Annotated in this window: 21 protein-coding genes; 15 read left to right on the plus strand and 6 right to left on the minus strand. The window is 41.9% G+C overall.

Going from position 1 to position 23,881, the window contains the following annotated elements; translation table 11 throughout:
* Nucleotides 1-52: 52 nt before the first annotated feature.
* Entirely contained in the window at nucleotides 53-973 is a 921-nt protein-coding gene (glsB, locus tag L1D46_RS03950) for a glutaminase B (protein WP_130050618.1), read from the plus strand.
* A gap of 6 nt (nucleotides 974-979) precedes the next feature.
* Here glsB and L1D46_RS03955 read toward each other — a convergent pair whose 3' ends face one another.
* Nucleotides 980-2,284 (minus strand): inosine/guanosine kinase, encoded by a 1,305-nt coding sequence (locus tag L1D46_RS03955; RefSeq protein WP_130050619.1) that lies wholly within the window; start codon nucleotides 2,282-2,284, stop codon nucleotides 980-982.
* Nucleotides 2,285-2,464: 180 nt separating this feature from the next.
* Here L1D46_RS03955 and tadA point away from each other — a divergent pair, with 180 nt between their 5' ends.
* The gene (gene tadA / locus L1D46_RS03960) at nucleotides 2,465-2,962 is read left to right on the plus strand and encodes a tRNA adenosine(34) deaminase TadA (RefSeq protein ID WP_130050620.1); all 498 of its coding nucleotides are present in this window, start codon (nucleotides 2,465-2,467) and stop codon (nucleotides 2,960-2,962) included.
* Here the strand turns inward: tadA and L1D46_RS03965 are convergent, their stop codons facing one another.
* Together L1D46_RS03965 and mltF are read right to left on the minus strand one after the other, a co-directional pair.
* Nucleotides 2,963-3,133 (minus strand): hypothetical protein, encoded by a 171-nt coding sequence (locus L1D46_RS03965; protein WP_167658517.1) that lies wholly within the window; start codon nucleotides 3,131-3,133, stop codon nucleotides 2,963-2,965.
* Nucleotides 3,134-3,227: 94 nt separating this feature from the next.
* Nucleotides 3,228-4,697, minus strand: a complete 1,470-nt coding sequence (mltF, locus tag L1D46_RS03970) for a membrane-bound lytic murein transglycosylase MltF (RefSeq protein ID WP_130050621.1) — start codon at nucleotides 4,695-4,697, stop codon at nucleotides 3,228-3,230.
* 310 nt (nucleotides 4,698-5,007) lie between these two features.
* Between mltF and purL the strand changes: the two genes are divergently transcribed.
* The 4 genes from purL (at nucleotide 5,008) to L1D46_RS03990 (ending at nucleotide 12,014) form a co-directional block, all read left to right on the plus strand.
* Nucleotides 5,008-8,892 (plus strand): phosphoribosylformylglycinamidine synthase, encoded by a 3,885-nt coding sequence (purL, locus tag L1D46_RS03975; protein ID WP_130050622.1) that lies wholly within the window; start codon nucleotides 5,008-5,010, stop codon nucleotides 8,890-8,892.
* 133 nt (nucleotides 8,893-9,025) lie between these two features.
* Nucleotides 9,026-11,494, plus strand: coding sequence for a YdbH domain-containing protein (locus L1D46_RS03980; protein WP_239976841.1), 2,469 nt, complete (start codon nucleotides 9,026-9,028; stop codon nucleotides 11,492-11,494).
* On the plus strand, nucleotides 11,487-11,669 hold the full coding sequence (locus L1D46_RS03985) for a YnbE family lipoprotein (RefSeq protein ID WP_054551055.1): 183 nt from the start codon (nucleotides 11,487-11,489) through the stop codon (nucleotides 11,667-11,669). The genes L1D46_RS03980 and L1D46_RS03985 overlap by 8 nt, the downstream gene beginning before the upstream one ends.
* Nucleotides 11,670-11,678: 9 nt before the next feature.
* Entirely contained in the window at nucleotides 11,679-12,014 is a 336-nt protein-coding gene (locus L1D46_RS03990) for a YdbL family protein (protein ID WP_130050624.1), read from the plus strand.
* Nucleotides 12,015-12,094: 80 nt separating this feature from the next.
* Here the strand turns inward: L1D46_RS03990 and L1D46_RS03995 are convergent, their stop codons facing one another.
* Nucleotides 12,095-12,637 (minus strand): DUF1415 domain-containing protein, encoded by a 543-nt coding sequence (locus L1D46_RS03995; RefSeq protein ID WP_130052249.1) that lies wholly within the window; start codon nucleotides 12,635-12,637, stop codon nucleotides 12,095-12,097.
* Nucleotides 12,638-12,682: 45 nt separating this feature from the next.
* Nucleotides 12,683-13,942, minus strand: coding sequence for a lipid IV(A) 3-deoxy-D-manno-octulosonic acid transferase (waaA, locus tag L1D46_RS04000; RefSeq protein WP_239976842.1), 1,260 nt, complete (start codon nucleotides 13,940-13,942; stop codon nucleotides 12,683-12,685).
* Nucleotides 13,943-14,095: 153 nt separating this feature from the next.
* Here waaA and L1D46_RS04005 point away from each other — a divergent pair, with 153 nt between their 5' ends.
* Genes L1D46_RS04005 through hldE form a run of 3 tightly spaced genes read left to right on the plus strand, consistent with a single transcriptional unit; the run spans nucleotide 14,096 to nucleotide 17,645 of the window.
* Nucleotides 14,096-15,583, plus strand: coding sequence for a capsule assembly Wzi family protein (locus L1D46_RS04005; RefSeq protein ID WP_130050626.1), 1,488 nt, complete (start codon nucleotides 14,096-14,098; stop codon nucleotides 15,581-15,583).
* A gap of 32 nt (nucleotides 15,584-15,615) precedes the next feature.
* Nucleotides 15,616-16,206 carry an SIS domain-containing protein gene (locus L1D46_RS04010; protein ID WP_054560969.1) on the plus strand — a complete coding sequence of 197 codons (591 nt, stop codon included), beginning with the start codon at nucleotides 15,616-15,618 and terminating at the stop codon, nucleotides 16,204-16,206.
* Nucleotides 16,206-17,645, plus strand: coding sequence for a bifunctional D-glycero-beta-D-manno-heptose-7-phosphate kinase/D-glycero-beta-D-manno-heptose 1-phosphate adenylyltransferase HldE (gene hldE / locus L1D46_RS04015; RefSeq protein ID WP_130050627.1), 1,440 nt, complete (start codon nucleotides 16,206-16,208; stop codon nucleotides 17,643-17,645). Before L1D46_RS04010 ends, hldE begins: the two co-directional genes overlap by 1 nt.
* Here the strand turns inward: hldE and L1D46_RS04020 are convergent.
* Entirely contained in the window at nucleotides 17,635-18,357 is a 723-nt protein-coding gene (locus L1D46_RS04020) for a 3-deoxy-D-manno-octulosonic acid kinase (RefSeq protein ID WP_239976844.1), read from the minus strand. The genes hldE and L1D46_RS04020 overlap by 11 nt on opposite strands.
* 124 nt (nucleotides 18,358-18,481) lie before the next feature.
* On the opposite strand from L1D46_RS04020, the gene L1D46_RS04025 reads away from it, so the two are divergent.
* From L1D46_RS04025 to glpG, 6 genes are all read left to right on the plus strand, one after another.
* A complete protein-coding gene (locus tag L1D46_RS04025) occupies nucleotides 18,482-19,540 on the plus strand; it encodes a glycosyltransferase family 9 protein (RefSeq protein ID WP_130050629.1) in 1,059 nt (352 codons plus the stop codon).
* The gene (gene gmhB, locus L1D46_RS04030) at nucleotides 19,540-20,091 is read left to right on the plus strand and encodes a D-glycero-beta-D-manno-heptose 1,7-bisphosphate 7-phosphatase (protein WP_239976846.1); all 552 of its coding nucleotides are present in this window, start codon (nucleotides 19,540-19,542) and stop codon (nucleotides 20,089-20,091) included. The genes L1D46_RS04025 and gmhB overlap by 1 nt, the downstream gene beginning before the upstream one ends.
* A gap of 149 nt (nucleotides 20,092-20,240) precedes the next feature.
* Entirely contained in the window at nucleotides 20,241-21,437 is a 1,197-nt protein-coding gene (locus tag L1D46_RS04035; protein WP_054560964.1) for a glycine C-acetyltransferase, read from the plus strand.
* 55 nt (nucleotides 21,438-21,492) lie between these two features.
* Nucleotides 21,493-22,518, plus strand: a complete 1,026-nt coding sequence (tdh, locus tag L1D46_RS04040; RefSeq protein WP_130050631.1) for an L-threonine 3-dehydrogenase — start codon at nucleotides 21,493-21,495, stop codon at nucleotides 22,516-22,518.
* 54 nt (nucleotides 22,519-22,572) lie between these two features.
* Nucleotides 22,573-22,890 carry a thiosulfate sulfurtransferase GlpE gene (glpE, locus tag L1D46_RS04045; RefSeq protein WP_130050632.1) on the plus strand — a complete coding sequence of 106 codons (318 nt, stop codon included), beginning with the start codon at nucleotides 22,573-22,575 and terminating at the stop codon, nucleotides 22,888-22,890.
* The gene (gene glpG, locus L1D46_RS04050) at nucleotides 22,887-23,702 is read left to right on the plus strand and encodes a rhomboid family intramembrane serine protease GlpG (RefSeq protein ID WP_239976847.1); all 816 of its coding nucleotides are present in this window, start codon (nucleotides 22,887-22,889) and stop codon (nucleotides 23,700-23,702) included. Before glpE ends, glpG begins: the two co-directional genes overlap by 4 nt.
* Nucleotides 23,703-23,881 lie beyond the last annotated feature (179 nt).

Here is a 23,881-nt window from a genome sequence, read left to right on the forward strand (position 1 = left end):
GTAGACTACAAAGCCTCGCAAATGCGGGGCTTTTTGTTTTAAAGGACGCGGTATGTCACAGATTGATTATCAACACGTATTAGATGAAATAACAAAAGAAGTTCAGCCATTACTGAGCCAAGGTAAGGTTGCTGATTATATTCCTGCGCTAGCAGAGGTTGAACCAAACCAATTCGCAATTGCAATTCATACCGTGGATGGGCAAACCTATTGCGCTGGTGACTGCAGCACGCGTTTCACGATTCAATCTGTCTCAAAAGTAATGACCTTAACCTTAGCGCTTCAGCGTTATGGCGATGAATTATGGCAGCGAGTCGGAAAAGAACCTTCAGGCACTGCTTTTAACTCACTCACACAGCTTGAGTTTGAGCAGGGCATACCACGCAACCCATTTATTAACGCCGGTGCTATTGTCACCTGTGACGCTTTATACAGTCGTTTATCTGCACCGATGCACTCTATGCTTGAATCATTTCGCCAGTTATCAGGTAATGCTCAGGTTGTTATTGATAAGAAAGTGGCTAATTCTGAATATGAGTTTCGTCACCGCAATGCCGCGATGGCGCATCTAATGAAGTCATTTGGCAACTTTAATAATGAAGTTGATGATGTTTTATGGGCTTACTTTAACTTCTGTGCCATAGAGCTGAACTGCGTAGAATTAGCAAAAGCTTACAGCTACTTAGCGAACCAAGGTAAAGATGCCAATGGGCAAGAAGTACTTAGTGCTAGACAAAACAAGCAGTTAAACTCGTTGCTGTTTACTAGTGGTTTATACGATGCTGCGGGGGATTTTGGCTACCGTGTGGGTATGCCGGGTAAATCTGGGGTTTCGGGCACTATTTTAGCTGTGTTACCGAATCAATTTACAGTGGCTGTTTGGGCGCCAAGACTTAACTCATATGGGAATTCAGTTGCTGGGATAGCGGCTCTTGAGCGTTTATCCCAGAAACTGGATATTTCTATTTTTTAGTTGCGGTTACTGATCCCAGTAAACTTGCTCTAAACAATCTTCACGTTCTGGTAAGCCACGAGATAAACGTGGTGAGTGCTGAACCAGTACTTCATAACTCGCACGGTTAGCGTATTTACTGATTTGTGCAAGTGATGAGTAAGTTATTGCAGGTTGTTGATGCTTCGCTGAGTTTGCCACATTTAGTTTGTGGTAAACATTGGCTGATAAGTCATGTAGGACCGCAGCAAGAGCGCAATCGCCTGCGCCATTAGTGTTTTTAATACTATCAGGGCCGCCCATAAACGGTGCTGTGTGGCTGTATGCACGGATAGGGTTTTGGCAGTCCTCTTTACGCATTGCGCGCGAAAATTCATAACGGTTAAAGTCAGCAATTGCACCTGGTAATAATGGGTATTCTGTTTCACGCTTGAATGAATCGTCTACGTAACCTGCCATAAATAAGCCTTTTTCGCCGGCAGTACAAATAACTAAATCAGTCCAGTCTAGCGCTTTGTCGGCAGCCAGAAGCGGATCCTCAAAACCTGTAATAGCAAGACCTTCTTCTTCGTTCATAGCAAGAATATCAACATGTTCTTTAACAAAATCAGCCCACCAAGCTGGATCTTGTTCAATTAAGAACTTAGTACCAAGGGTTAAAACCACAGGAACACCTGCATCATTGGCATATTTTACTGCCTGCATAGTGGCTTCTGTCATGGTTTCATCACCTTGAGTACGCATCAGATATGCGCTGATCACTAATGCTGATGAATTTTCAATAAGAGCTTGATCGATTGATTCAGGGCGAAGGTGATTCATAAGCCCTGCACTAATTGCGAAGGTGCGTTCACCTGTCTCGTCAATTAAGGTAAAACAGCGACCAATTGGGCCATCTACAGGCTGAAGGTAGTCAAGGTCAACGCGGCTAGAGGTGTTACATAAAAAACGGTATGCATAGCTGCCGATTTTGATATTTTCACTCATTACTCCTAACAACACAGAGCGGTCGTCAGCAAGTGTTGAATAGTTGTGCATGGTATTACCCACCGTACCACCGGCAAACTCATAATCGATCATGTTATCGAGTTTCAGTCTGTCGTATAACGCATTGGTAATATCGTTTTCGATCACTTGCGACATGCCACGGCGCAATTGAAATTCATCTAGGAAAGCTTGATCAACTTTCGCTTCAATATCCACCACAATTTGGTCGATACCCGTAATATAACTACGTTGTAGTCGGTCGGTTGAGTTAAGTTGATTCGTCAGTGGATCTTTGGCTTCCACCGGAAAATAATGTTTATGCCTGCGGCGTCCAGGAAATTTCATTTGCTACCCGTGTTGTAAGCTAAATAAAAAAAGCGCGAGATTATAGCGCAATATGGGTCCATTGAGCCATGAAAAAGCCACTAAATTTTGCGTTAATTTTTAATTGTAGCAGCATTTATTGCCGACATTTTTCACTAACTAGGTATAATTACTCACAGTTTTACAAGATTTGTGTGATATATGAGCGAACAATTTAGCGACGAGTATTGGATGGAGAAAGCATTGAGCTACGCCAATGAAGCGGCTGCGATTAATGAAATTCCAGTTGGTGCAGTACTCGTAAAAGACAATCAACAGATCTCTTATGGCTATAACCGCTCAATTATTGATAACGATCCATCAGCTCATGCAGAAATGATGGCAATCCGTGAAGCAGGAAAAGTACTTAACAACTATCGCCTAATAGATTGCACTCTGTATGTAACTTTAGAACCTTGTTCGATGTGCGCAGGCCTTTTGGTTCATAGCCGTATTAAGCGACTTGTATTTGGCGCTAAGGATGCAAAAACAGGATCGGCAGGCTCAATTATGAATCTTCTACAAGAACCTAGGCTTAATCATCAAGTTGAAGTAACCAGTGATGTTATGAGTGAGCAGTGTGGGGCGGTGATATCTAAGTTTTTTAAGCGTCGTAGAGAAGAGAAAAAGGCGGCAAAGCTGGCTGCTCGCAACGCCTAGTTAGACAACCGGCGTTGCAGGAACTTGTGCTTCCATTAACTGCATCGCAAATAGGCGGCGACGCCAGATAACTTTTTTGTGTGTATTGCGTAGCATGATACGACGACGTGTAGCCGTTGAGTAAATAACATTTCGCTTGAACTTATGTGTCTTGCGTCTTCTTTTTAACATGTGTGCTCCTTAAGTGAGAGTAAAGCATTATATTGATCTCTACAGGAAGATAATGATCATTTGATGACAAGTAAACAGATTTCGGTGCTTGAAGTTAGTTGTTTTCTGACTTCTGCTGCTCTGAGTTAGTTTGTTGAGTGTTGTCGCTTGGTTTTATTTCGCTTGCCTCTGTTGCAGGTTTTGCTTCTTCAGCTGTTTGTTGCTCGCTCTCGGGATTAGCAATAGCATCATTTTCGTCAAGCCAAACTAACGCATCGTAATAACGACGAATATTATCAACATATTGCACAGCGACATCGCCCCGCGCATAACCATATTTGGTTTTACGATAGTAACGCTTTTTAATTAAAAGAGGTAAGCGCTTTTTAACATCAGCCCATTTGTCAGGGCTTGCACCTTCTTGCTCAGTGATGATACGAGCGTCGTTTACGTGTCCCCAGCCAACATTGTAAGAGGCTAAGGCAAACCAAGTTCTGTCAGGCTGTGGGATGCGTTCAGGGATCCAAGAGATCACTTTGGCAAGGTACTCTGCACCGCCTTTAATATTTTGCTCTGGTTCTAATCGATTAGTTACGCCGACCTGTTTTGCAGTTGCTTGAGTGAGCATCATAATACCACGAACACCCGTTGGTGACTTAGCTCTTGGGTTCCACATTGATTCTTGATAACTCAAGGCTGCCAGTAATCGCCAATCTATGTTGCCAGCGTATTGCTCAAACCAAGGTTGGTATTTAGGTAAGGTCTCTTTTATTGCTTCGATATAAGCTAGGGTGTTCACATAATTAAACTGGCGAACATGGCCGAAGTATTTTTCTTCTAGAACATAAAGCTGGTTGCTTTGTTTTACGTCACCAAAAAATGGCACCATCAAGGCATATAAAGAATCGTCACCATCTTTTCTTAGTAGCCAAGCGATAGGGTCATTTCGCGTAACCGAGAAACCTATGCTTAAATTTGGGTGGTAGCGGCGAAACAACGACAAGGTGTGTGAATCAGCTAGGGTATAATCAATTTCACCGTCGATAACAGCTTGCAGAAGCTCTTCTTCATCCATGTCTTCAGTTTCGTTCCAGCTAAGCTCTGGATTCAGCTGTTTTAATTGCTGTAGCGCCAACGAATGGCTGCTTTTTGCTAGAACAGTTAGGTTACCGGTTAAATCTGAAAACTCACGAGGACGAGTGCGGCCTTGTTTATAGACCAGCTTTTGGCTAATTGTGCGATAGGTTGGGCCGAAGCGATAATGTTCAGCTCGAATCGTATTATATGTAAGACCTGAAGCTATTATATCTAAATCGCCACTTTCTAAGCGTGCGAACATATCGGATAGATTAAAAAAGGGCACCATTTCAAGCTCAACACCAACATAGTCAGCAAACTCTTGAGCGAGTTCATATTCAAAGCCTTGCACACCTTGCGGTGCTTGATAGTAATTACTCGCACCAGCTAAAGTGCCGACTCTAATTTTGTTCTGTGCCTTGATATGAGCGAGTTGCGAGGGTTGCTGTTGCATATCGCACGCACATAACATGAGCACTAAACTAAAAATAGCGAGTAACTTTTGCATAGATTATAAATGCCCCTTAAACCATTACGTTACCGTTATAACAAAACTTCAAAGCCACGTCACTTGGCGAATAGTTTTATATATCTATTTAAAAATTAATAATCGTAACAGGGGGAAGGTAGATAAGTCATACAGAACAAGAACCTGCAGAAAAATAATGAGTACTAAGATAGTTAATTGATGTGACTATAATAGCGGTTATCGAGATTATTTAAATAAAAGCGTAATTTTGAGTTAAATCTAGACGTTATTTGCACTATAATATGCGCCTAAAATATCGTTCAATCCCTAACCCCGGATGAAAATACCTATGTTGATCCTTCGTGGTGCACCAGCACTTTCCGATTTTAGAGTTCAGAAAATTTTAGCGCGTTGCCAACAGGCACAACTTCCAGTTACTGACGTTTATGCTGAGTTCATGCATTTTGCAGATCTCACTGCTGAACTTTCAGCTGATGAGCAAACAAAGCTGGAAAAACTGCTTACTTATGGTCCAACGATTGCTGAGCACACGCCAGCAGGCACGTTAATTCTTGTAACGCCGCGTCCAGGTACTATCTCGCCTTGGGCATCAAAAGCAACTGACATCGCACATAACTGTGGCTTAAGCCAAGTTCACCGTGTTGAGCGTGGTATTGCATACTACGTTGAAGGTAATCTATCAGCTGATCAAACAGCTGAAGTTGCAGCGTTGTTACATGACCGTATGACTGAAGCAACTCACGCAGATATGGCTGATGCAGCTAAATTATTCCGCCACGATGACCCGCGTCCAATGTCATCAGTTGACATTTTAGGTGGTGGCCGTGAAGCACTTGCTAAAGCAAATGTTGAGCAAGGTTTTGCGCTTGCAGATGACGAAATCGATTACTTAGTAGAAAACTTCCAAAAGTTAGGGCGTAACCCGAACGACATCGAATTATTCATGTTTGCACAAGCAAACTCTGAGCATTGTCGTCACAAAATCTTTAACGCTGATTGGACAATTGATGGCATCGAGCAGCCAAAATCTTTGTTCAAAATGATCAAAAATACTTACGAGCAGAACCCTGAAAACGTGTTATCGGCATATAAAGATAACGCAGCGGTAATGAAAGGTTCGGTAGCGGGTCGTTTCTTCCCTAATCTTGAGGGTGAGTACGCGTATCATCAAGAAAACATCGAAATCTTGATGAAAGTTGAAACTCATAACCACCCAACTGCGATTGCGCCATTCTCAGGTGCATCGACTGGTTCTGGTGGTGAAATTCGTGATGAAGGTGCTACTGGCCGTGGTTCTAAGCCTAAAGCTGGTTTAGTTGGTTTCACGGTATCTAACCTACGTATTCCTGGCTACGAGCAACCTTGGGAAACTGACTTCGGTAAGCCTGGTCGTATCGTTAATGCACTTGATATTATGACAGAAGGTCCATTAGGTGGTGCGGCATTCAATAACGAATTTGGTCGTCCTAACTTACTTGGTTACTTCCGTACATACGAAGAGAAAGTATCAAGCCATAACGGTGAAGAAGTACGTGGTTACCACAAGCCAATCATGCTTGCAGGTGGTTTAGGTAACATTCGTTCTGAACATGTTCAAAAAGGTGAAATCCCTGTAGGTGCTAAGCTAATTGCACTAGGTGGTCCGGCAATGAACATCGGTCTTGGTGGTGGTGCTGCGTCTAGTATGACATCAGGTCAATCAAACGAAGATTTAGACTTTGCATCGGTACAGCGTGAAAACCCAGAAATGGAACGTCGTTGTCAGGAAGTTATCGACAAATGTTGGCAGCTAGGTGATGCAAACCCAATCGCTTTCATCCACGATGTGGGTGCTGGTGGTCTTTCAAACGCATTCCCTGAGCTTGTAGACGACGGTGGTCGTGGTGGTAAATTCCAACTTCGTGACATTCCAAACGATGAGCCGGGTATGGCACCACACGAAATTTGGTGTAACGAATCTCAAGAGCGTTACGTATTAGCAGTTGCGGCAGAAGACTTCGCGCGCTTTGAAGCAATCTGTAAACGTGAGCGTGCAGAATATGCTGTTATTGGTGAAGCAACAGAAGAGCGTCACTTAACGGTTGAAGATAGCCACTTCGGTAACAGTCCTGTAGATCTTCCGCTTGATGTATTACTTGGTAAAGCACCAAAAATGCACCGCGAAGTTGAATCGAAAAAAGCACAATCGCAACCATTAGACATTGCTCACATTGATGCTGCTGATGCTGCACAGCGTTTATTACGCTTACCAACGATTGCTGAGAAAACATTCTTAATCACTATTGGTGACCGTACGGTAACGGGTTTAGTTGCTCGTGACCAAATGGTAGGTCCTTGGCAGGTGCCAGTCGCAAACTGTGCGGTAACCGCTGCTGCGTTTGATACTTACCACGGTGAAGCAATGTCATTAGGTGAACGTACACCAGCTGCACTTTTAAACTACGGTGCCTCTGCTCGCTTAGCTGTGGCTGAGTCTCTAACTAACATCGCTTGTGCTAACATCGGTGGCCTTGAAAATATCAAGCTATCTGCAAACTGGATGGCTGCAGCTGGTCACCCTGGCGAAGATGCGGGTCTTTATGAAGCAGTTAAAGCTGTAGGTGAAGAGCTTTGTCCTGCACTTGGTTTAACAATCCCTGTGGGTAAAGACTCAATGTCTATGAAAACTCAATGGGATGAAGACGGTGAACAAAAATCTGTTACTGCACCATTATCGCTGATCATCACTGCATTTGGTCGTGTTGAAGATGTTCGTAAAACAGTGACCCCACAACTACGCACTGATAAAGGTGACTCATCACTATTATTAGTTGATTTAGGTGCTGGTCAAAACCGTATGGGTGCATCAAGCCTTGCACAGGTTTATAAGCAACTAGGTGATGTGACACCTGATGTTGATAACCCAGCATTATTAAAAGGTTTCTATGACGCAATGCAAGCACTTGTAGCTGATAATAAGTTACTTGCTTACCATGACCGTTCAGACGGTGGCTTATTCACTACGGTTGCTGAAATGGCATTTGCTGGCCACACGGGTGTAACTGTTGACCTTGCAGGCTTAACAGGTTCAGACATCGAAGCGCTTTATAATGAAGAGTTAGGTGCAGTGATTCAAGTAGCTAATGACGATTTAGACGCAGTTAAAGCGGTTCTTGCTGACCACGGTCTAGCTGCTATCAGTCATGAAATTGGTACATTAAACGCTGATGACCGCGTGGTATTCACTCGTGGTGATGATGTAGTACTTAACCACACGCGTACTGAGCTTCGTACTATTTGGGCTGAAACAACTTACCAAATGCAAGCACGTCGTGACAACCCAGAATGTGCTAAGCAAGAGTTTGATGCTAAGTTTGATGCAAAAGACCCAGGTCTTAACGTAAAACTAAACTTTGACCTAAACGAAGATGTTGCAGCGCCTTACATTGCTACAGGTGCGAAGCCGAAAATGGCGATACTTCGTGAGCAAGGTGTTAACTCTCACTTAGAAATGGCTGCTGCATTTAATCGTGCAGGCTTTGCTGCGGTTGACGTTCACATGAGCGATATCCTTGAAGGTCGTTTAACACTTGAGCAATTTAAAGGCTTAGTGGCATGTGGTGGCTTCTCTTACGGTGACGTTCTAGGTGCAGGTGAAGGCTGGGCTAAGTCAATCTTATTTAATGAGATGGCTCGTGAGCAGTTCCAAAGCTTCTTCCACCGCGAAGATACATTCAGCTTAGGTGTGTGTAATGGCTGTCAAATGCTTTCAACATTGAAAGAATTGATCCCAGGTACTGAGCACTGGCCACGTTTCGTGACGAATAAGTCAGAGCGCTTTGAAGCTCGCTTTAGCCTTGTAGAAGTGCAAGAAAACCCATCAGTATTCTTTAATGGTATGGCAGGTTCACGTATGCCTATCGCTGTTTCTCACGGTGAAGGCCATGCTGAGTTCGCAAACGCTGATGCTGTTAAAGCAGCGCTTGAGTCAGGTACTGTGGCAGTGAAGTTTGTTGATAACTACGGTAACCCAACTACGCAATACCCAGCTAACCCGAACGGTTCACCAGAGGGTATCACAGGTATTACTTCTACAGATGGTCGTGCAACGGTTATGATGCCGCACCCAGAGCGTGTATTCCGTACGGTTGCTAACTCATGGCACCCAGATGAATGGCGTGAAGATAGCCCGTGGATGCGTATGTTCCGCAACGCACGCAAAAACGTTGGCTAGAAGTTAGCTATGTGCCTAGCTATACAAGCTAGGTTCATACAAACCGTTTAAACTAAAAAGGCTGCACTATCATGTGTGGCCTTTTTGTTTATAATGATCTGAGAAGCGAGAAGCGAGAAGCAAGGAGAGTTTTTTGAGTTTTAAACGGATAAGCGTAGGGTTGCTAGGTATCGTGCTAAGCATGGTGCTTTTGGCGTATCTGTTCAGATTGCCACTGACATCGTGGTACTTAACACCTATGCTCAGTAAAAATGGCGTTGCGCTTCATTGTATTGATTGGTCATTAACCAGCAAGCTTGATTTAAATATCGAGAAATTATGTTTAACCTACCAAGGACAGCAAATTGAGTTGGCTGGTATTATTGCTAATAAGCAGCAGGTAACAGTTTCTCGCGCTAATCTCACTCTTAGCAATCAGGTAAGTAAACAATCTGACTCTTCACAAACAGAATTCAAAAAGCTCGCTTTAGTATTACCAGAGCAAAGACCGCTAATTAGCATTCAGCAGCTTGATGTAGTCTCACCGTTTACCGACAATCCTGTTAGGTTGGCGATACGGGAAAAACGCTTAAATCATTTTACGATTTCACGTGATATCAGTGCAGACGTTGAAATATCAAATTATGAAGTGAAAGCCAATCTCACCCTTGATGAGAAAGTGCTTGAACGATTCATCAAACTGCCCAAAAACAGCCATTTTACTACTCAGTCACAGGTTAATTTTGATGGTATTACGGTTGCTATTAAAAGCGTGGTAAATGTAAATTATCAGCACGCTTTAGAGCAATGTGACTTAAGTTTTGCTACTGAAGGGAGCCTGAGTGCAAAGTACCAACTAAATCAACAGCATCTAAACGCGGATTTATCAGCTTTACGGAATCAATTTAGTGCACACCAAGATTGTTTTACCTATATAGCAAACCAACAGTACCAATCATTTATTAGAGCGCAGCTGCCGCTTGCTTGGCAGTTGCAAATTGCAGAACCGTTAAGTGTTGATGGTGAGTTGCTATCAGTCCCTATAGTTAAGCTGCAAGCAAATGAGAGGCAAAGCGAGATAAAAGTAAGTAATACGTCACTTTCTTTACAGAACCCGCTCACATCACTTAAAAGCCAAGTTGGCATTCATTTTAATAGTGAAGATATAAGTGAATTTAAGCTTGATGCTCATTTAAATGATGGAACTGTTAAATCAGGTTTTCAGCTGTCATTGAATTCATTACCAGCTTTTTTAGATTTACAGGCTGACGGTGCTCTGGTTGAGGGTATTGGGGCTAAAGGAAAGCTAAACATTGATGAGTTATTTGCGAGTCCAATAGTTGCTCAACTGAATGCAAATGTAAGTGTTAAAAACGCGCTTATATCGGATGCAACGATAGCTGACTTTACTAGCACTATTGACGCTGAGCATAATGCCCAGCAGCACTTAATTGTTAAAGCTAACAGCAAGGTTAAATCATTAAATTATAATGATATTAACGCAGCAAAAATCAGTAATGAGCTAACTCTCAGAACAGACCTAAGTGTGGGGGAGTTATTTGCTGATATTGATGCCAAAACCTCTGCCGCCAAATTAACAACTCCGGAGCTTACCTTAAATAAGTTGTCCGTCGTTACAAATGCACTACAAAGTCGCGCCTTACAGGCAACGCATCATGTGTTTGCAGATGGCTTTGAAGTGCTAATTAGCCACCATATGTCTGAGGTTGCGCACCCATTTGAACTCGTGATACCAGAGCAGACAATTGCTAAGCTTAACCCTATAATTTATCAGTTTGAGCCCCTAGCTACCGTCACTGATGGGGTTGTTTCGGGCATTATTAAAGGTGATGTAAATCTTCAACAAGCACAGGGTAGTTTGCACATAGATAAATTCAGTGCGCTTTACAACGATTACCTCGCGAACGATTTTGCTGTGGATCTAAACGGGAAGTTTAATTCAGGGCAGCTTAATATTGCAGCGACTAAATTTACACTTAATGAACTGCGTGCAGGTGCAGTGGTGAAAAATATACAGGGTCAGTTGCAGGTAACGGCTAACCAGCCTTGCGCAGCTAATCTAACCGGTCAGGTTATGGGGGGGGAATTTGTGGTGAATAGCTACTGTCCACTGAGTGATAACCAAACCGCGACTGTTAAGTTTGAAAATATTGATGCCAGCAAACTAGTCACCCTTGATGCTGAGTCTGGAATTAGTTTAAGTGGCCGCTTAGCGGGCACCTTACCTGTTGTAATAAGCAAGCAGGGGGTAGAAGTAAAGCAAGGGCAGCTGGTTAATCAAGGTGACGGTAAATTACTGATCACCAATAATGCAGGTTTTGAAGCTGTAAAGGCACAGCAGCAGGAACTGAGCACAACGCTGAGTTTACTTGAAAATTTAGATATTAAAAAACTACGTAGTAGTGTTAATCTCAAACCAGATGGTTGGTTACATTTAGGTGTCAATTTAGAGGGTTATAATGAAGCGCAGCAACAAGCGGTGAACTTTAATTATAATCATGAAGAGAATGTATTTACTTTACTTAGGGCACTGCGTTTAAGTGATGAAATTACTCAAAGAGTTGAGAAAGAGTATGCAAAAAAAGGAAGCAATGATGGCTAAGTGGTTAGTAATGCTGACGGCTGTAGGCATGCTGAGTGCCTGTACTCACCGTGTAGAGGTGGCAGCAAAAGAGCCGATTACAATCAACTTAAATGTAAAAGTTGATCATGAGATCCGCGTAAAAGTGGATAAAGAACTTGATACCTTATTCAGTGATGATAGTGAATTATTCTAAGGAGCAAACATGCGTAAATTACAACTTAAAAAACTAAATGTGATCACCATGATCAGTGCTGTTTGTTTATCTTTCTCTGTATGGGCTATCAGCCTTGATGATGCAAAGAGCCAAGGGCTAGTGGGTGAAAACAGCTCAGGCTATTTAGGTTTAGTGGTTAATAACAGTGAAGCAAAAGCGGTGGTTGAAGAAATAAATGCAAAGCGCAAAGAGCAATATTTAAAACTGGCGAAAAAGAACAACCTCTCTTTAGCGCAAGTTGAAGCACTTGCAGCTGCTAAAACTATCGAGAAAACTAAGCCGGGTCACTACATTGAAGTGAACGGTCAGTGGGTAAAAAAATAACTCACTTTATTAAACGAATCAGTACAAAACAGAAAAAGCCAGCACTGCTGGCTTTTTTACATTTACACGATTGGTAAACATTAGCGTTTATCGATGCAGTTTTGTAACAATTGCTGCCAAAAGTCGATGCCTTTGCGCCTTGCAAGTTTAATATTGTGCTCCGGAATAGACTCTGGTTCATTGTAGTTATCTAACGCTTCGCTCATACTGGCTTCACGAATCAAATGCAGTGTCGGGTAAGGTGCACGGTTGGTATAATTTGCAGCATCGCTGTCATCACTGTCAGCAAAGACATAGTCAGGATGAAAGTTGGCTATTTGATATTTACCTTCATAACCTTGCGCTGCTAAAAGCGCATTGGCTAAATCGACTAAATCTAAGAACTCTTCAAAGTCCTTAAAGCCTTGTTCAAACATCAAAAGGGTTGTTTCGCGCTGTGCTTGCTGATCTAACTCGCTACACTGCTCAAGCATGTCCATTACTGCGTCATCAAGTGTAATAGACTGACTGATTTGATAATGAATGCAATTGCTTTCAACTTCTTTACGGGCAAAGGGGCAGAAATTGTATTTTACGATTACGCTTGATACCCATTCGCGCATTTGTTTTTCTGGGCGATTCATCGCTTGTTTTGCAGTCACATTCTTTCTCTATTCTATTTCTCTAAATTACTTTTCTAAGTAAAGCTCAATTAAATTGACCGTTTTACTGATAGCACCTTGATTATTAGCAACGCATTTTGCAGCTTGTTGACCAAGCTTAATCGTCTCCTGTGGATTAGCACTCAAAGAGATAAGTGTGTCAGCTAGTTGGTTTTCATCGATGACAATTTTAGCTCCTTGAGCACTAATCAGCTCAGGATAAATATGGTCAAAGTTATAGGTATGAGGACCTGCTAATACCCCAACAGAAAACGCTGCTGACTCTAATGGATTATGGCCGCCTCGCTCTATTAAACTTCCGCCAACATAACTGATGTTTGCCACACCATATAAGCATTGTAACTCGCCTAAAGTATCAGCTAGCACAACTTGTTGGTTGTCATAGTTATCTTCACTACGACGACTAAAGTTCATCGTTGAGCTTTTTAATATCTCTGCGACTTTATCAAATTGCTCTGGGTGACGCGGAGCAATAATCAAAAGAGCGTTGGGTAAGGCTTTTAACAGCTTTTCATGAGCACTTAAAATAAGCTCATGTTCAACAGGGTGAGTGGAGCCTGCAACCCAGATAAATCGTTCGTTGTTATATTTGTTTTTAAGTGCTGCGACTTTATTTAATTGCTCATTTGTTGGCGTAATATCAAATTTAATTGAGCCAAATACGCGTGCCTTTTCAGGCTTTAAACCAAGCTCAATAAAACGTTTGGCATCATCTTGATTATGACTGGCAAGGTCGCTAATAGACTGCATGATCACTTTAGTTAAAGGTATTACCTTTTGGTAGCCTTGCAGTGATTTGGCTGAAAGTCTGGCATTTAACACAAGAACTTTTGTGCCGTAGCTGTTGCTTTGAGCCATAAGGTTAGGCCAAAGTTCAGTTTCTAAAATACACAGTACCTTTGGCTTGATACGTTTTAAAAATCGACGCGTAGTAAAGAAAAAATCAATCGGTAAATAACAGCTGCTAACAGAGTCTTTAAAGTTATTTTTTATTTGTTCGCGGCCTGTAGGGGTGTTACAGGTTACTAAAATAGTAAGCACTGGATTTTCTGATTGAACGGCCTTGATAAGCGGGGTTGCCGCTAGCACTTCACCTACAGAGGCACAATGAAAAACAACATCGTGATGCGATAAATTCGAAAAGCCAAAGCGCTCAGCAAAGTGCTCACGGTAACCCTTATTCTTTTTACCACGTAAAACATACAGGTAGAAAATAACCAGTGGGCTTAGTAGGTATAAAAGTAAAGAGTATAAAATGCGCGCCATTGCCTAGCCTATATGGATAAAACGTTATGATAGCGTGGAACCTACGCGATCTAAATATAAAATGTTAAAAACGGTTATCAATGAGAGTTTTAAGTGTTTACTATTGGCTTATTTGGTAGTATTTCGGTTACTTAACAAATCAACGAAGCAATTATGAAATTTAAAATGATAAAAGCCTCGGTAATAGGTGCCTTACTAAGTTGCTCAATGCCTTTATTAGCAACGCCAACTGCTTATTTACCTATTGGTATGGATGCACAGCTTGATCATCAATTAGATACTTTGTTTGCACTAACAATTGGCACTCCTATGGCTAAGCCATATCGTTTAGCAGAAGTCGAAAAAGCACTTCTTTTACTAGCAAAGGACGAGCCGGGGTTAGCTGCTGTTATTCGTTCAAAAATAAAGCCGTATCAAAGTGATGATGCAATCACTCGTGTCGGTGTAAAATTACAAGTAGATACAGATAATACCAAGAAAATAGCTAATCAACGCGGACTTAGTTCTGATGAATGGGGGCAAGGCTTCTTCGAAGGTATTTGGCGTGCCAATGATTACACTTTAGTACAAGTTGGTGTTGATTATCGAGCCAAAGCAAATAAGTTTGTAAATTACAATTCCTTTATCAGCTTCGCAGGGAGAGATTTACAGTTAAACCTTGGCTATAAAGAGCACTGGTTTTCACCTTTTAAGCACTCTGCACAAATTATTTCTACCAATGCTAAAACTGCACCTTCGATTTCTTTGGGAATGGTAAAACCAGCTCATAACTGGTGGAATTTTGACTTTGAGCTTTATTATTCTGAACTTGAACATGTCGATAATGGCATTCTTTATCAAAATGAGCTTCATAGTGGCACACCAAAGCTTGCTGGAACGCATTTTAGTATTGAGCCGCTTGATGGTTGGAAGATTGGCCTTAATAGAATGATGCAGTTTGGCGGTGGGCCCCGTAAAGTAGATGCTGGTGATGTGGTTGATGCATTTTTTGATCCCGCAGGTAATGACAACTCAGGCCTCACTGGTAGTAAAGATAATGAGTTAGGTGACCAATACGTAACAATTACCAGCACTGTAAATTTTAATTGGGGAATGCCCGTTGAACTTTACTTTGAATATGGTGGTGAAGATACAAAAAATCATAAGAACTACCAATTTGGTAATACTGTTAGTAATTTTGGCTTCTTCTTACCAAAGCTGAGTAATAAAATGTCGCTTAGGTATGAATATACCAATATGCATAGTCTATGGTACGTCAATGAGATATACCCAGTATATGGTAATACGGTTAGTGGTTTTGTAACGGGACATTATGCGGCTGATCAGCGATATACTGACTTGCATGCCAATGGCGTTGCGAGAGTTTACGCTGATGCACCTCCTACACAGGTGCACAGCATGGAGTTAACTTATAGTGAAAGCTACCGCTCATTCTGGCGCAGTAAGCTAACATTGATAGAAAATGAAAGTAACTATCTAAATGAGTGGGGTCAAACGACTGGCGATTATGAACGCGCCGTTGAGCTTCAACTAAGTAACACACGCCAATTAAATGAGCATACATTAGAGACAACTCTTACTTATGGTGAAGATGTATTTGGAGATAACTATACTTGGTTATCTGTTGCATATTTTTGGTAAGCAAAGCCGTTAATACTTTTTAAGGAATATCTATGTCAAATCTTGATTCAGTAGCGGCAAGCTACCTCGAAAGTTTAAATCGTCATCAAATGTTGTTTGAGACGATGGAAACCTACCACCCTGAAGTGATGCAATTACTTGAAGCATGCCACAGTGCTTTGCAAGCGGGTGGTAAGGTGATTTGGTTTGGTAATGGTGGCAGTGCGGCAGATGCTCAGCACTTAGCTGCTGAGTTTGTTGTGCGTTATAAATTGGAACGAGGTCCATTAGCTTCTATTGCATTGACAACGGACACCTCAATTTTAACCGCTCACAGTAATGACTATCATTTTGATACTGTATTTGAGCGTCAAGTGCAGGCGTTATGTAAGCCAGAAGATTTAGTGATTGGTTTAACTACCTCTGGTACTAGCCCTAACATCAACCTCGCCCTGGCAGCTGCGAATGAAATCGGCGCTTTTACAGTCGCATTAACAGGCCGAGATGGTGGTAAGGTAAAAGACATCGCTAAGTTACCAATTATCATTAAAAATGATGAAACAGCGCGTATTCAAGAAGCGCATATGTTCATCGGTCATTGGTTATGCGAAGCCATCGATATGGTTGTAGCGGAGCAAAAGTAATGGATTTAGCGTTACTAAAAAACCTTTCAAAGGCACGTATTTTAGTCGTTGGTGATGTCATGCTAGATAGATACTGGCATGGCGACTCAGGGCGTATTTCGCCTGAAGCTCCAGTACCTGTTGTAAAAGTCAGTAAGTTTGAAGACAAAGCAGGTGGCGCAGCCAACGTAGCAAAAAATATTGCACGTTTAGATGGTAAAGTGGGCTTGTTAGGCTTAGTTGGTGAAGACGAAAGCGGGCAAATTCTTGAAACAATTTTAAGTTCAGAAAAAATTGATTCGCAATTAGTCAGTGTTTGCGATTTACCAACTATTTCCAAAATGCGTGTTATTAGCCGTCATCAACAAGTTGTACGTCTTGATCTTGAAGAGACCTTCACTGAGCAACACAGCCAATTGTTACTAAACCGTTTAGAGCTGGTGTTAGATGACTACGATTTTGTGTTGTTTTCTGATTACAACAAAGGATCTCTTAGCTTAATTCAACAAATGGTTCAGGTTGCAAAGAAAGCAGGTAAAACGGTACTTATCGACCCTAAATCATCCGACTTAAGCTTATATTGCGGTGCTGATTACATTACCCCTAACTTAAATGAGTTTAAGCTTGCTGGTGGTAAAACTGATTCTGAGCAAAGCTTAACTGATAGTGCTCGTAAGCTAATTAGTGAAGCGGGTATTGCCGCTATGCTATTAACTCGTTCAGAGCATGGTATGTCGTTAATCAGTCAGACAGATAAATTCGACTTTGCGGCCCAGCAGCTTGAAGTCAGTGATGTAACCGGCGCTGGTGATACCGTAATCGCGACGCTTGCAGTGATGCTTGGTGCGGGTATGGCAGCAAAAGATGCGGTTGAAATTGCCAATCTTGCTGCAGGTATTGCGGTAAGTAAGCTTGGCGCAGCAACAGTATCGCCAGAAGAGTTGAGTCGTAAGCTTGGTCAATATTTACAGCAAACCGGTGAGCATTATCAAACACCATTTGAAGATGTGCTTCAGCACATTGAGTTTGCAAAACAAAATGGTGAAAAAATAGTTTTCACTAATGGTTGCTTTGATATTCTTCACGCTGGTCATGTGCGTTACCTTGCTCAGGCTAAAGCACGTGGTGATAGGCTTGTTGTTGGCTTAAATAATGACGAATCAATCTCTCGCTTAAAAGGCCCAGAAAGACCAATTAATCCACTGGATGAACGTGCCATGGTATTAAGTGCGCTAGCATCAGTTGATTGGGTTATTCCGTTTGGCAGCATTGAAGAAAATGACACACCAGCAAAGCTAATCGAGCAAATTAGCCCTGATGTGCTAGTCAAAGGCGGCGATTACACCGTAGATCAAATTGCAGGTGCTGATCATGTTCTACGCCATGGCGGAAAAGTCGAAGTACTTGAGTTTCTTAATGGGTGCTCAACATCTAACGTTATTAGCAAAATTAAGTCTTAAGCAAAGCTTGGTAGTCACACAGCAGTGATTGCCAATCACTTTGATGCCAATGCATCACTTCGTTACGGCCTTGCTCTTTTGCAAATGAACGGGCAAGGCGTTTAATGTTTTCTTTTTGCCAACTGGCGTGCGGCTGTTTTATTTCGCCCCGGTCAAAGTCGATGATAAACACCTTTCCTGTATCATCGAATAAGATGTTATTGATGTTTAAGTCTGCGTGATAGACGCCGTGATTATGAAACTCGCTGAGAGTCGCAGCAATCGCTTTGAGTTCAGGTTGGCTGAGAGAGCGACTGATTAAAATATCTAACACACTTTTTGCCCCTGTCACCGCCTCGGTGATGATATCGCCGCGATAGATAAAGCCACTGGTGGTAATTTTTGCCGCAATAGGGTTTGGCACATTTAGACCAAGCTCACGCAAACGCATCATCAGCGTGAATTCTTTATAGACACGGGTTTGCTCTAAACCAAAATATAAATACTGGTCGCTCAGCAACTTACCTACTAAACCACCACGCCAATAGTGGCGCAGAACACCTGTAAGCTGTTGATGTTTAAAAAACCACGCTGTTGCGCGGCCTTTTTTAGCTCCGACTATTTTCTCTTGTTGTTGCCAATAACTGGCATCAAACCACTGTTGCGTGAGCTCATCTTTATAGGCTGGGTGACACAAAAGTGTGGTGTTTTGTAGATGCTGAGTTTCGAACATAACAACTTCAAGATTAAATAAAATTAGCCCTATCTTACCGTATTTTTAGCTTTTCGCATAAGTGCTTGCATTAGCATCAAGTTAATTTAAGATCGCATATTATTTGCTGTAGCTAAGGGCGCACGTGACTCAATCAACCTCCTATTCAGATATTTGTATTTTAAGGCTTTCGGCTATTGGTGATGTATGTCATGCCGTATCAGCAGTGCAAGCAATTCAAAAGGCACACCCGAAGGCAAAAATTACCTGGGTGATAGGTAAAGTTGAGGCTATGTTATTGGCCGATTTACCTGGTGTTGAGTTTGTTGTATTCGATAAAAAGCAGGGTAAACAGGCTTATCAGCAACTAAAAGAGACTTTCAAAGGTCGTAAATTTGATGTGCTATTACATATGCAAGTAGCACTAAGAGCGAATTTAGCAGCCCGTTGTATTCCAGCAAAAGTCAAAGTGGGGTTTGATTGGGCTCGTTCAAAAGAGTTACATAGCTTGTTTATTAATAAACGTATTGCCCCGCAATCAGAGGCTCATGTATTAGAAGGCTTTAAAGGCTTTGCTCAAGCTATTGGTACGCCTGATTACAAACCTCAATGGCAAATGCCAATTACCGAGCAGCACCAACAAGCAGCCGATGCGCTATTAGGTGAAGAGCGTTTAACCGGGCGTATTTTTGTTATCTCACCTGCGGCAAGTAAAAAAGAGCGTAACTGGTTACCCGAACGTTATGCTGCACTTGCTGAACATGCTTATCAACAAGGCTTTTCGGTGGTTATCACCGGCGGTCCAACGCCTTTAGAGAACGAACTAGCAGATCAAATTATCGCACATAGTTCTGCTCCTGTGCTTAACTTAGTAGGGAAAACCCAACTAAAAGAACTGCTATGTGTTTTGAAACGTGCGGCGTTAGTGTTAGCTCCTGATACTGGGCCTGCGCATATGGCTGTAACGGTAGGAACACCTGTTATAGGTTTGTATGCCCATTCAAACCCAAAACGCACAGGACCTTATTTGTATCAAGATTATGTTGTTGAGGTTTATCACCAAAATTTACTTGAACAAACTGGCAAAACGGCGCAAGAGCTACCTTGGGGAGTACGCGTTAAAGGGGCTGATTTAATGGCGCAAATAAGTGTCGAAAAGGTAATTTCGATGTTTGACTACGTGATACACAAAGAGCAACTGTAATGAGCAACGTTTTATTTTTAGACCGAGATGGTGTGGTCAATATTGATCATGGTTATGTATACAAACCACAAGAATTTGAATTTGTACCCGGTGTATTTGAGGCGTGCAAAGCCTTTGCGGATGCGGGTTATAAAATTGTGATAGTTACTAACCAGTCGGGTATTGGTCGCGGTTATTATTCAGAACAAGATTTTTCTAAGCTCACTGAGTGGATGAAAGGTGAATTTTTACGTCATGGCGTTGCTATTCTTGATGTGTATTTTTGCCCGCATCACCCAACCAAAGCGGAACCTGCCTATTTGAAAGAATGTAACTGTCGCAAGCCTGCTCCGGGTATGCTTTTACAAGCTATCAAAGAACATCAAATCGACCCATCACAAAGTATAATGGTGGGTGATAAGCTTGGCGACCTTATTGCCGCTGAGAGAGCCAATATCGCTACGCGTGTTTTAGTTCGTTCAGGGCAAAGTTATGCAGAATCAACAGAGCAACATGCCGATATTGTCTGTGAGTCTTTAGCTGATTTACCTACTTTGATTTTACAATCTTAGCAGGTAAGACCAGTTTTATTTCGCACGCCTCAAGGTGTGCGACGAACTGCAAACAGTGCAATTGTTCGCCTAAGCTTTTACAATAGGCGCAAAATTTAAAGTCATGCTAATCATTCCTGGTTAGGTACAAGAATATGTGGAGATTACAGATGAGAGCATCTGCGTTTTTTAATCAGTTGCAGCAGCAAATTGATGAAGTGAAAGCTGAAGGCTTATACAAAAGCGAGCGTGTTATCACGTCACAGCAACAGGCTCAAATTGAGGTTGCTTCTGGTGATAAGGTCATTAACTTTTGTGCTAATAACTACCTTGGCTTAGCAAATAGCCCAGAGTTAATTAAAGCAGCTCAACAAGGCCTTGACGACCACGGTTTTGGTGTTGCTTCTGTACGCTTTATTTGTGGTACTCAAGATATTCATAAAACCTTAGAGCAAAAGATCTCTGAGTTCTTAGAAACAGAAGATACTATTCTTTACTCATCATGTTTTGATGCAAACGCGGGTTTATTCGAAACAATCTTAGGCCCAGATGATGCAATTATCTCTGATGCTCTAAACCATGCTTCGATTATTGATGGTGTGCGCCTTTGTAAAGCAAAACGTTTCCGCTACGCAAATAACGACATGAGCGACCTTGAAAAGCAACTTATTGCTGCTGATGAAGCGGGTGCTAAAACAAAACTAATCGCAACTGACGGCGTTTTCTCAATGGACGGTGTTATTTGTAATCTTGAAGCGGTTTGTGACCTTGCAGATAAATATGATGCATTAGTAATGGTTGATGACTCACACGCTGTTGGTTTTGTTGGTGAAAATGGTAAAGGTACGCCGGAGTACTGTGGTGTACTAGACCGCGTTGATATCATTACAGGTACGCTCGGTAAAGCACTTGGTGGCGCATCGGGCGGTTACACATCAGGTAAAAAAGAGATTGTAGAGTGGTTACGTCAACGTTCTCGTCCTTATCTTTTCTCAAATTCACTTGCACCATCAATTGTTACAGCATCAATTAAAGTACTTGAAATGCTTAGCAATGGTGGCGAGTTACGCGCAAAACTATGGGATAACGCAAAATATTTCCGCGAACAAATGGAAGCAGCTGGATTTACTTGTGCAGGTAAAGACCATGCCATTATCCCTGTTATGTTAGGCGATGCTAAAGTTGCCTCAGCCATGGCTGACAAATTACTTGCTGAAGGTATTTACGTAACAGGTTTCTCATTCCCTGTAGTACCTAAAGGCCAAGCACGTATCCGTACGCAAATTTCTGCGGCGCATACAAAAGAGCAATTAGATACCGCTATTGCTGCCTTTACCCGTATTGGTAAAGAAATGGGTGTTATCTAATTTTATTTCTTAAACCGAAGCTATTGCTTCGGTTTTGTTTAATTGAGTGTGAATCATGAAAGCATTATCTAAATTAAAAGCAGAACCAGGGATCTGGATGACTGATGCGCCAAAGCCTGAAGTTGGCCATAACGATCTGCTTATTAAAATCCGCAAAACAGCAATTTGTGGAACTGATGTCCATATTTATAAATGGGATGAGTGGGCACAAAATACAATTCCTACGCCAATGGTTGTTGGCCACGAATATGTAGGTGAAGTGGTTGATATGGGCCAGGAGGTACGTGGTTTCCAAGTAGGTGACCGTGTTTCTGGTGAAGGACATATCACATGTGGTCACTGTCGTAACTGTCGTGCCGGACGCGTACATTTATGTCGTAACACAACTGGTGTGGGTGTTAACCGCGAAGGCGCATTTGCTGAATACCTTGTGATCCCAGCTTTCAACGCATTTAAAATTCCAGATAACATTTCTGATGAATTAGCATCTATCTTTGACCCATTCGGTAATGCTGTACACACTGCGCTGTCGTTTGATTTAGTGGGGGAAGACGTATTAATCACAGGTGCAGGCCCAATTGGCATCATGGCTGCAGCTGTTGCTAAACATGTTGGTGCGCGTCATGTGGTTATCACTGATGTAAATGAATACCGCCTAGATTTAGCGCGTAAAATGGGTGCTACCCGTGCTGTAAACGTGGCTACTGATAACCTTGAAGATGTTATGAAAGAGCTCGGAATGACAGAAGGTTTTGATATTGGCCTTGAAATGTCGGGTGTGCCAGTTGCATTTAACAGCATGTTAAACAACATGAATCACGGTGGTAAAATCGCCATGCTAGGTATTCCACCTTCAGATATGGCGGTTGATTGGAACCAAGTTATTTTCAAAGGTCTAATCATTAAAGGTATTTACGGCCGTGAAATGTTTGAAACTTGGTACAAGATGGCGAGCTTAATCCAATCAGGTCTTGATCTGAAGCCAATTATCACTCACCAGTTCTCTGTGGATGACTTCCAAGCTGGCTTTGATACAATGATTTCAGGCCAATCAGGTAAAGTGATCCTTAACTGGGATTGATACCAAGTTGTTTGATAAGGCGGCTTTGGCCGCCTTTTTAGTTTAGAGAGTACTATGTCGTATAAACATATTTCAGTGAGCGAAACTTTTGCCCTGTTAGATAAAGAAGATGTTGTGATTGCTGATATTCGCGATCCTAACTCATTTCAAACTGGGCATATTCCAGGCGCTGAGCATTTATCAAATGCCAACATCAGTGATTTTATGATGCATAAAGAGTTTGATCAGCCAATTATCATCGTTTGTTATCATGGTGTGAGCTCTCAAGGTGCTGCGAGCTACTTAGTAGAGCAGGGGTTTGAAGACGTTTACAGTATGGATGGTGGTTTTACTGCTTGGCAGACACAACTTCCGGAGCATATTGAACGATGATTGAGTTGGGCAGCATAAATAATCCTCGCGCCGCACAAGGCTTTATAGATTACATCAAAAGTAAGGGGTTACATGGCGAGTTGCGCTCACAAGATGGACAAACAGTGATTATTTGTGTTGCCCCAGAGCACTTTCATCAAGCTCAACCACTTTGGCAGGATTTTGCTGCTAATCCACATGACGAAAAATACCAGCAAGCTTCATGGCAGGTAGGAAGCACTCAATCGCCACTATTATATCAAGGTCAGTCACTTAACTTAAAAGCTCGCTTTAAAGCATTAAGTTGGCTAAATCGTACTGTTACATTAGTGTCGATTGTTATATTTGTAGCCTTCTTATTAGGTGGTTTTGAAACTATTTATAGTATGTTGCAGTTTAATCCTGCACAGCCTCTAACTTGGTTTACACCTGCAATTGTGCATTTTAGCGCTATCCATCTTATTTTTAATTTGATCTGGTGGATGACACTGGGTAACGATATAGAAAAACGTAGCGGTAAGTTAACTTTAGTTGGTTTATTTTTAGTTACTGCATTCATTAGTAACTGGGCACAGTTTTTAGTTGTAGGGCCGAACTTTGGTGGTTTAAGTGGCGTTGTTTATGGCTTACTGGGTTTTTGTTGGATGTACAGCGTAATGAGGCCATCAGAGCCGTCATTAGTAAGTAATAGCATCGTCGGTTTTATGCTGGTTTGGCTTATTTTAGGCTTTGTTGAATTGTTGCCCGTGAGTATGGCTAATTGGGCACATTTGGCGGGGTTATTAGCTGGAATGGCTTACGCCGTGTCTGACAAGCTGCTATCGCGTAAATAATACCAACCCGCAATAATACTTAATCATTTTGAGGGATTAAACCTGTCGCTAACTGCGTTAAAAATTTCTCATTTAGAACAACTAAATAACGAAATTTTTGCCTTGTTATCAACGAGGTTTTATTGCCTCAAAATAGACTACTTAATTAAGCGGATTGGTATAAAAATGGCGGCTAATGC

It is taken from the genome of Pseudoalteromonas sp. Isolate3, assembly GCF_022398505.1.
GTDB lineage: Bacteria > Pseudomonadota > Gammaproteobacteria > Enterobacterales > Alteromonadaceae > Pseudoalteromonas > Pseudoalteromonas apostichopi.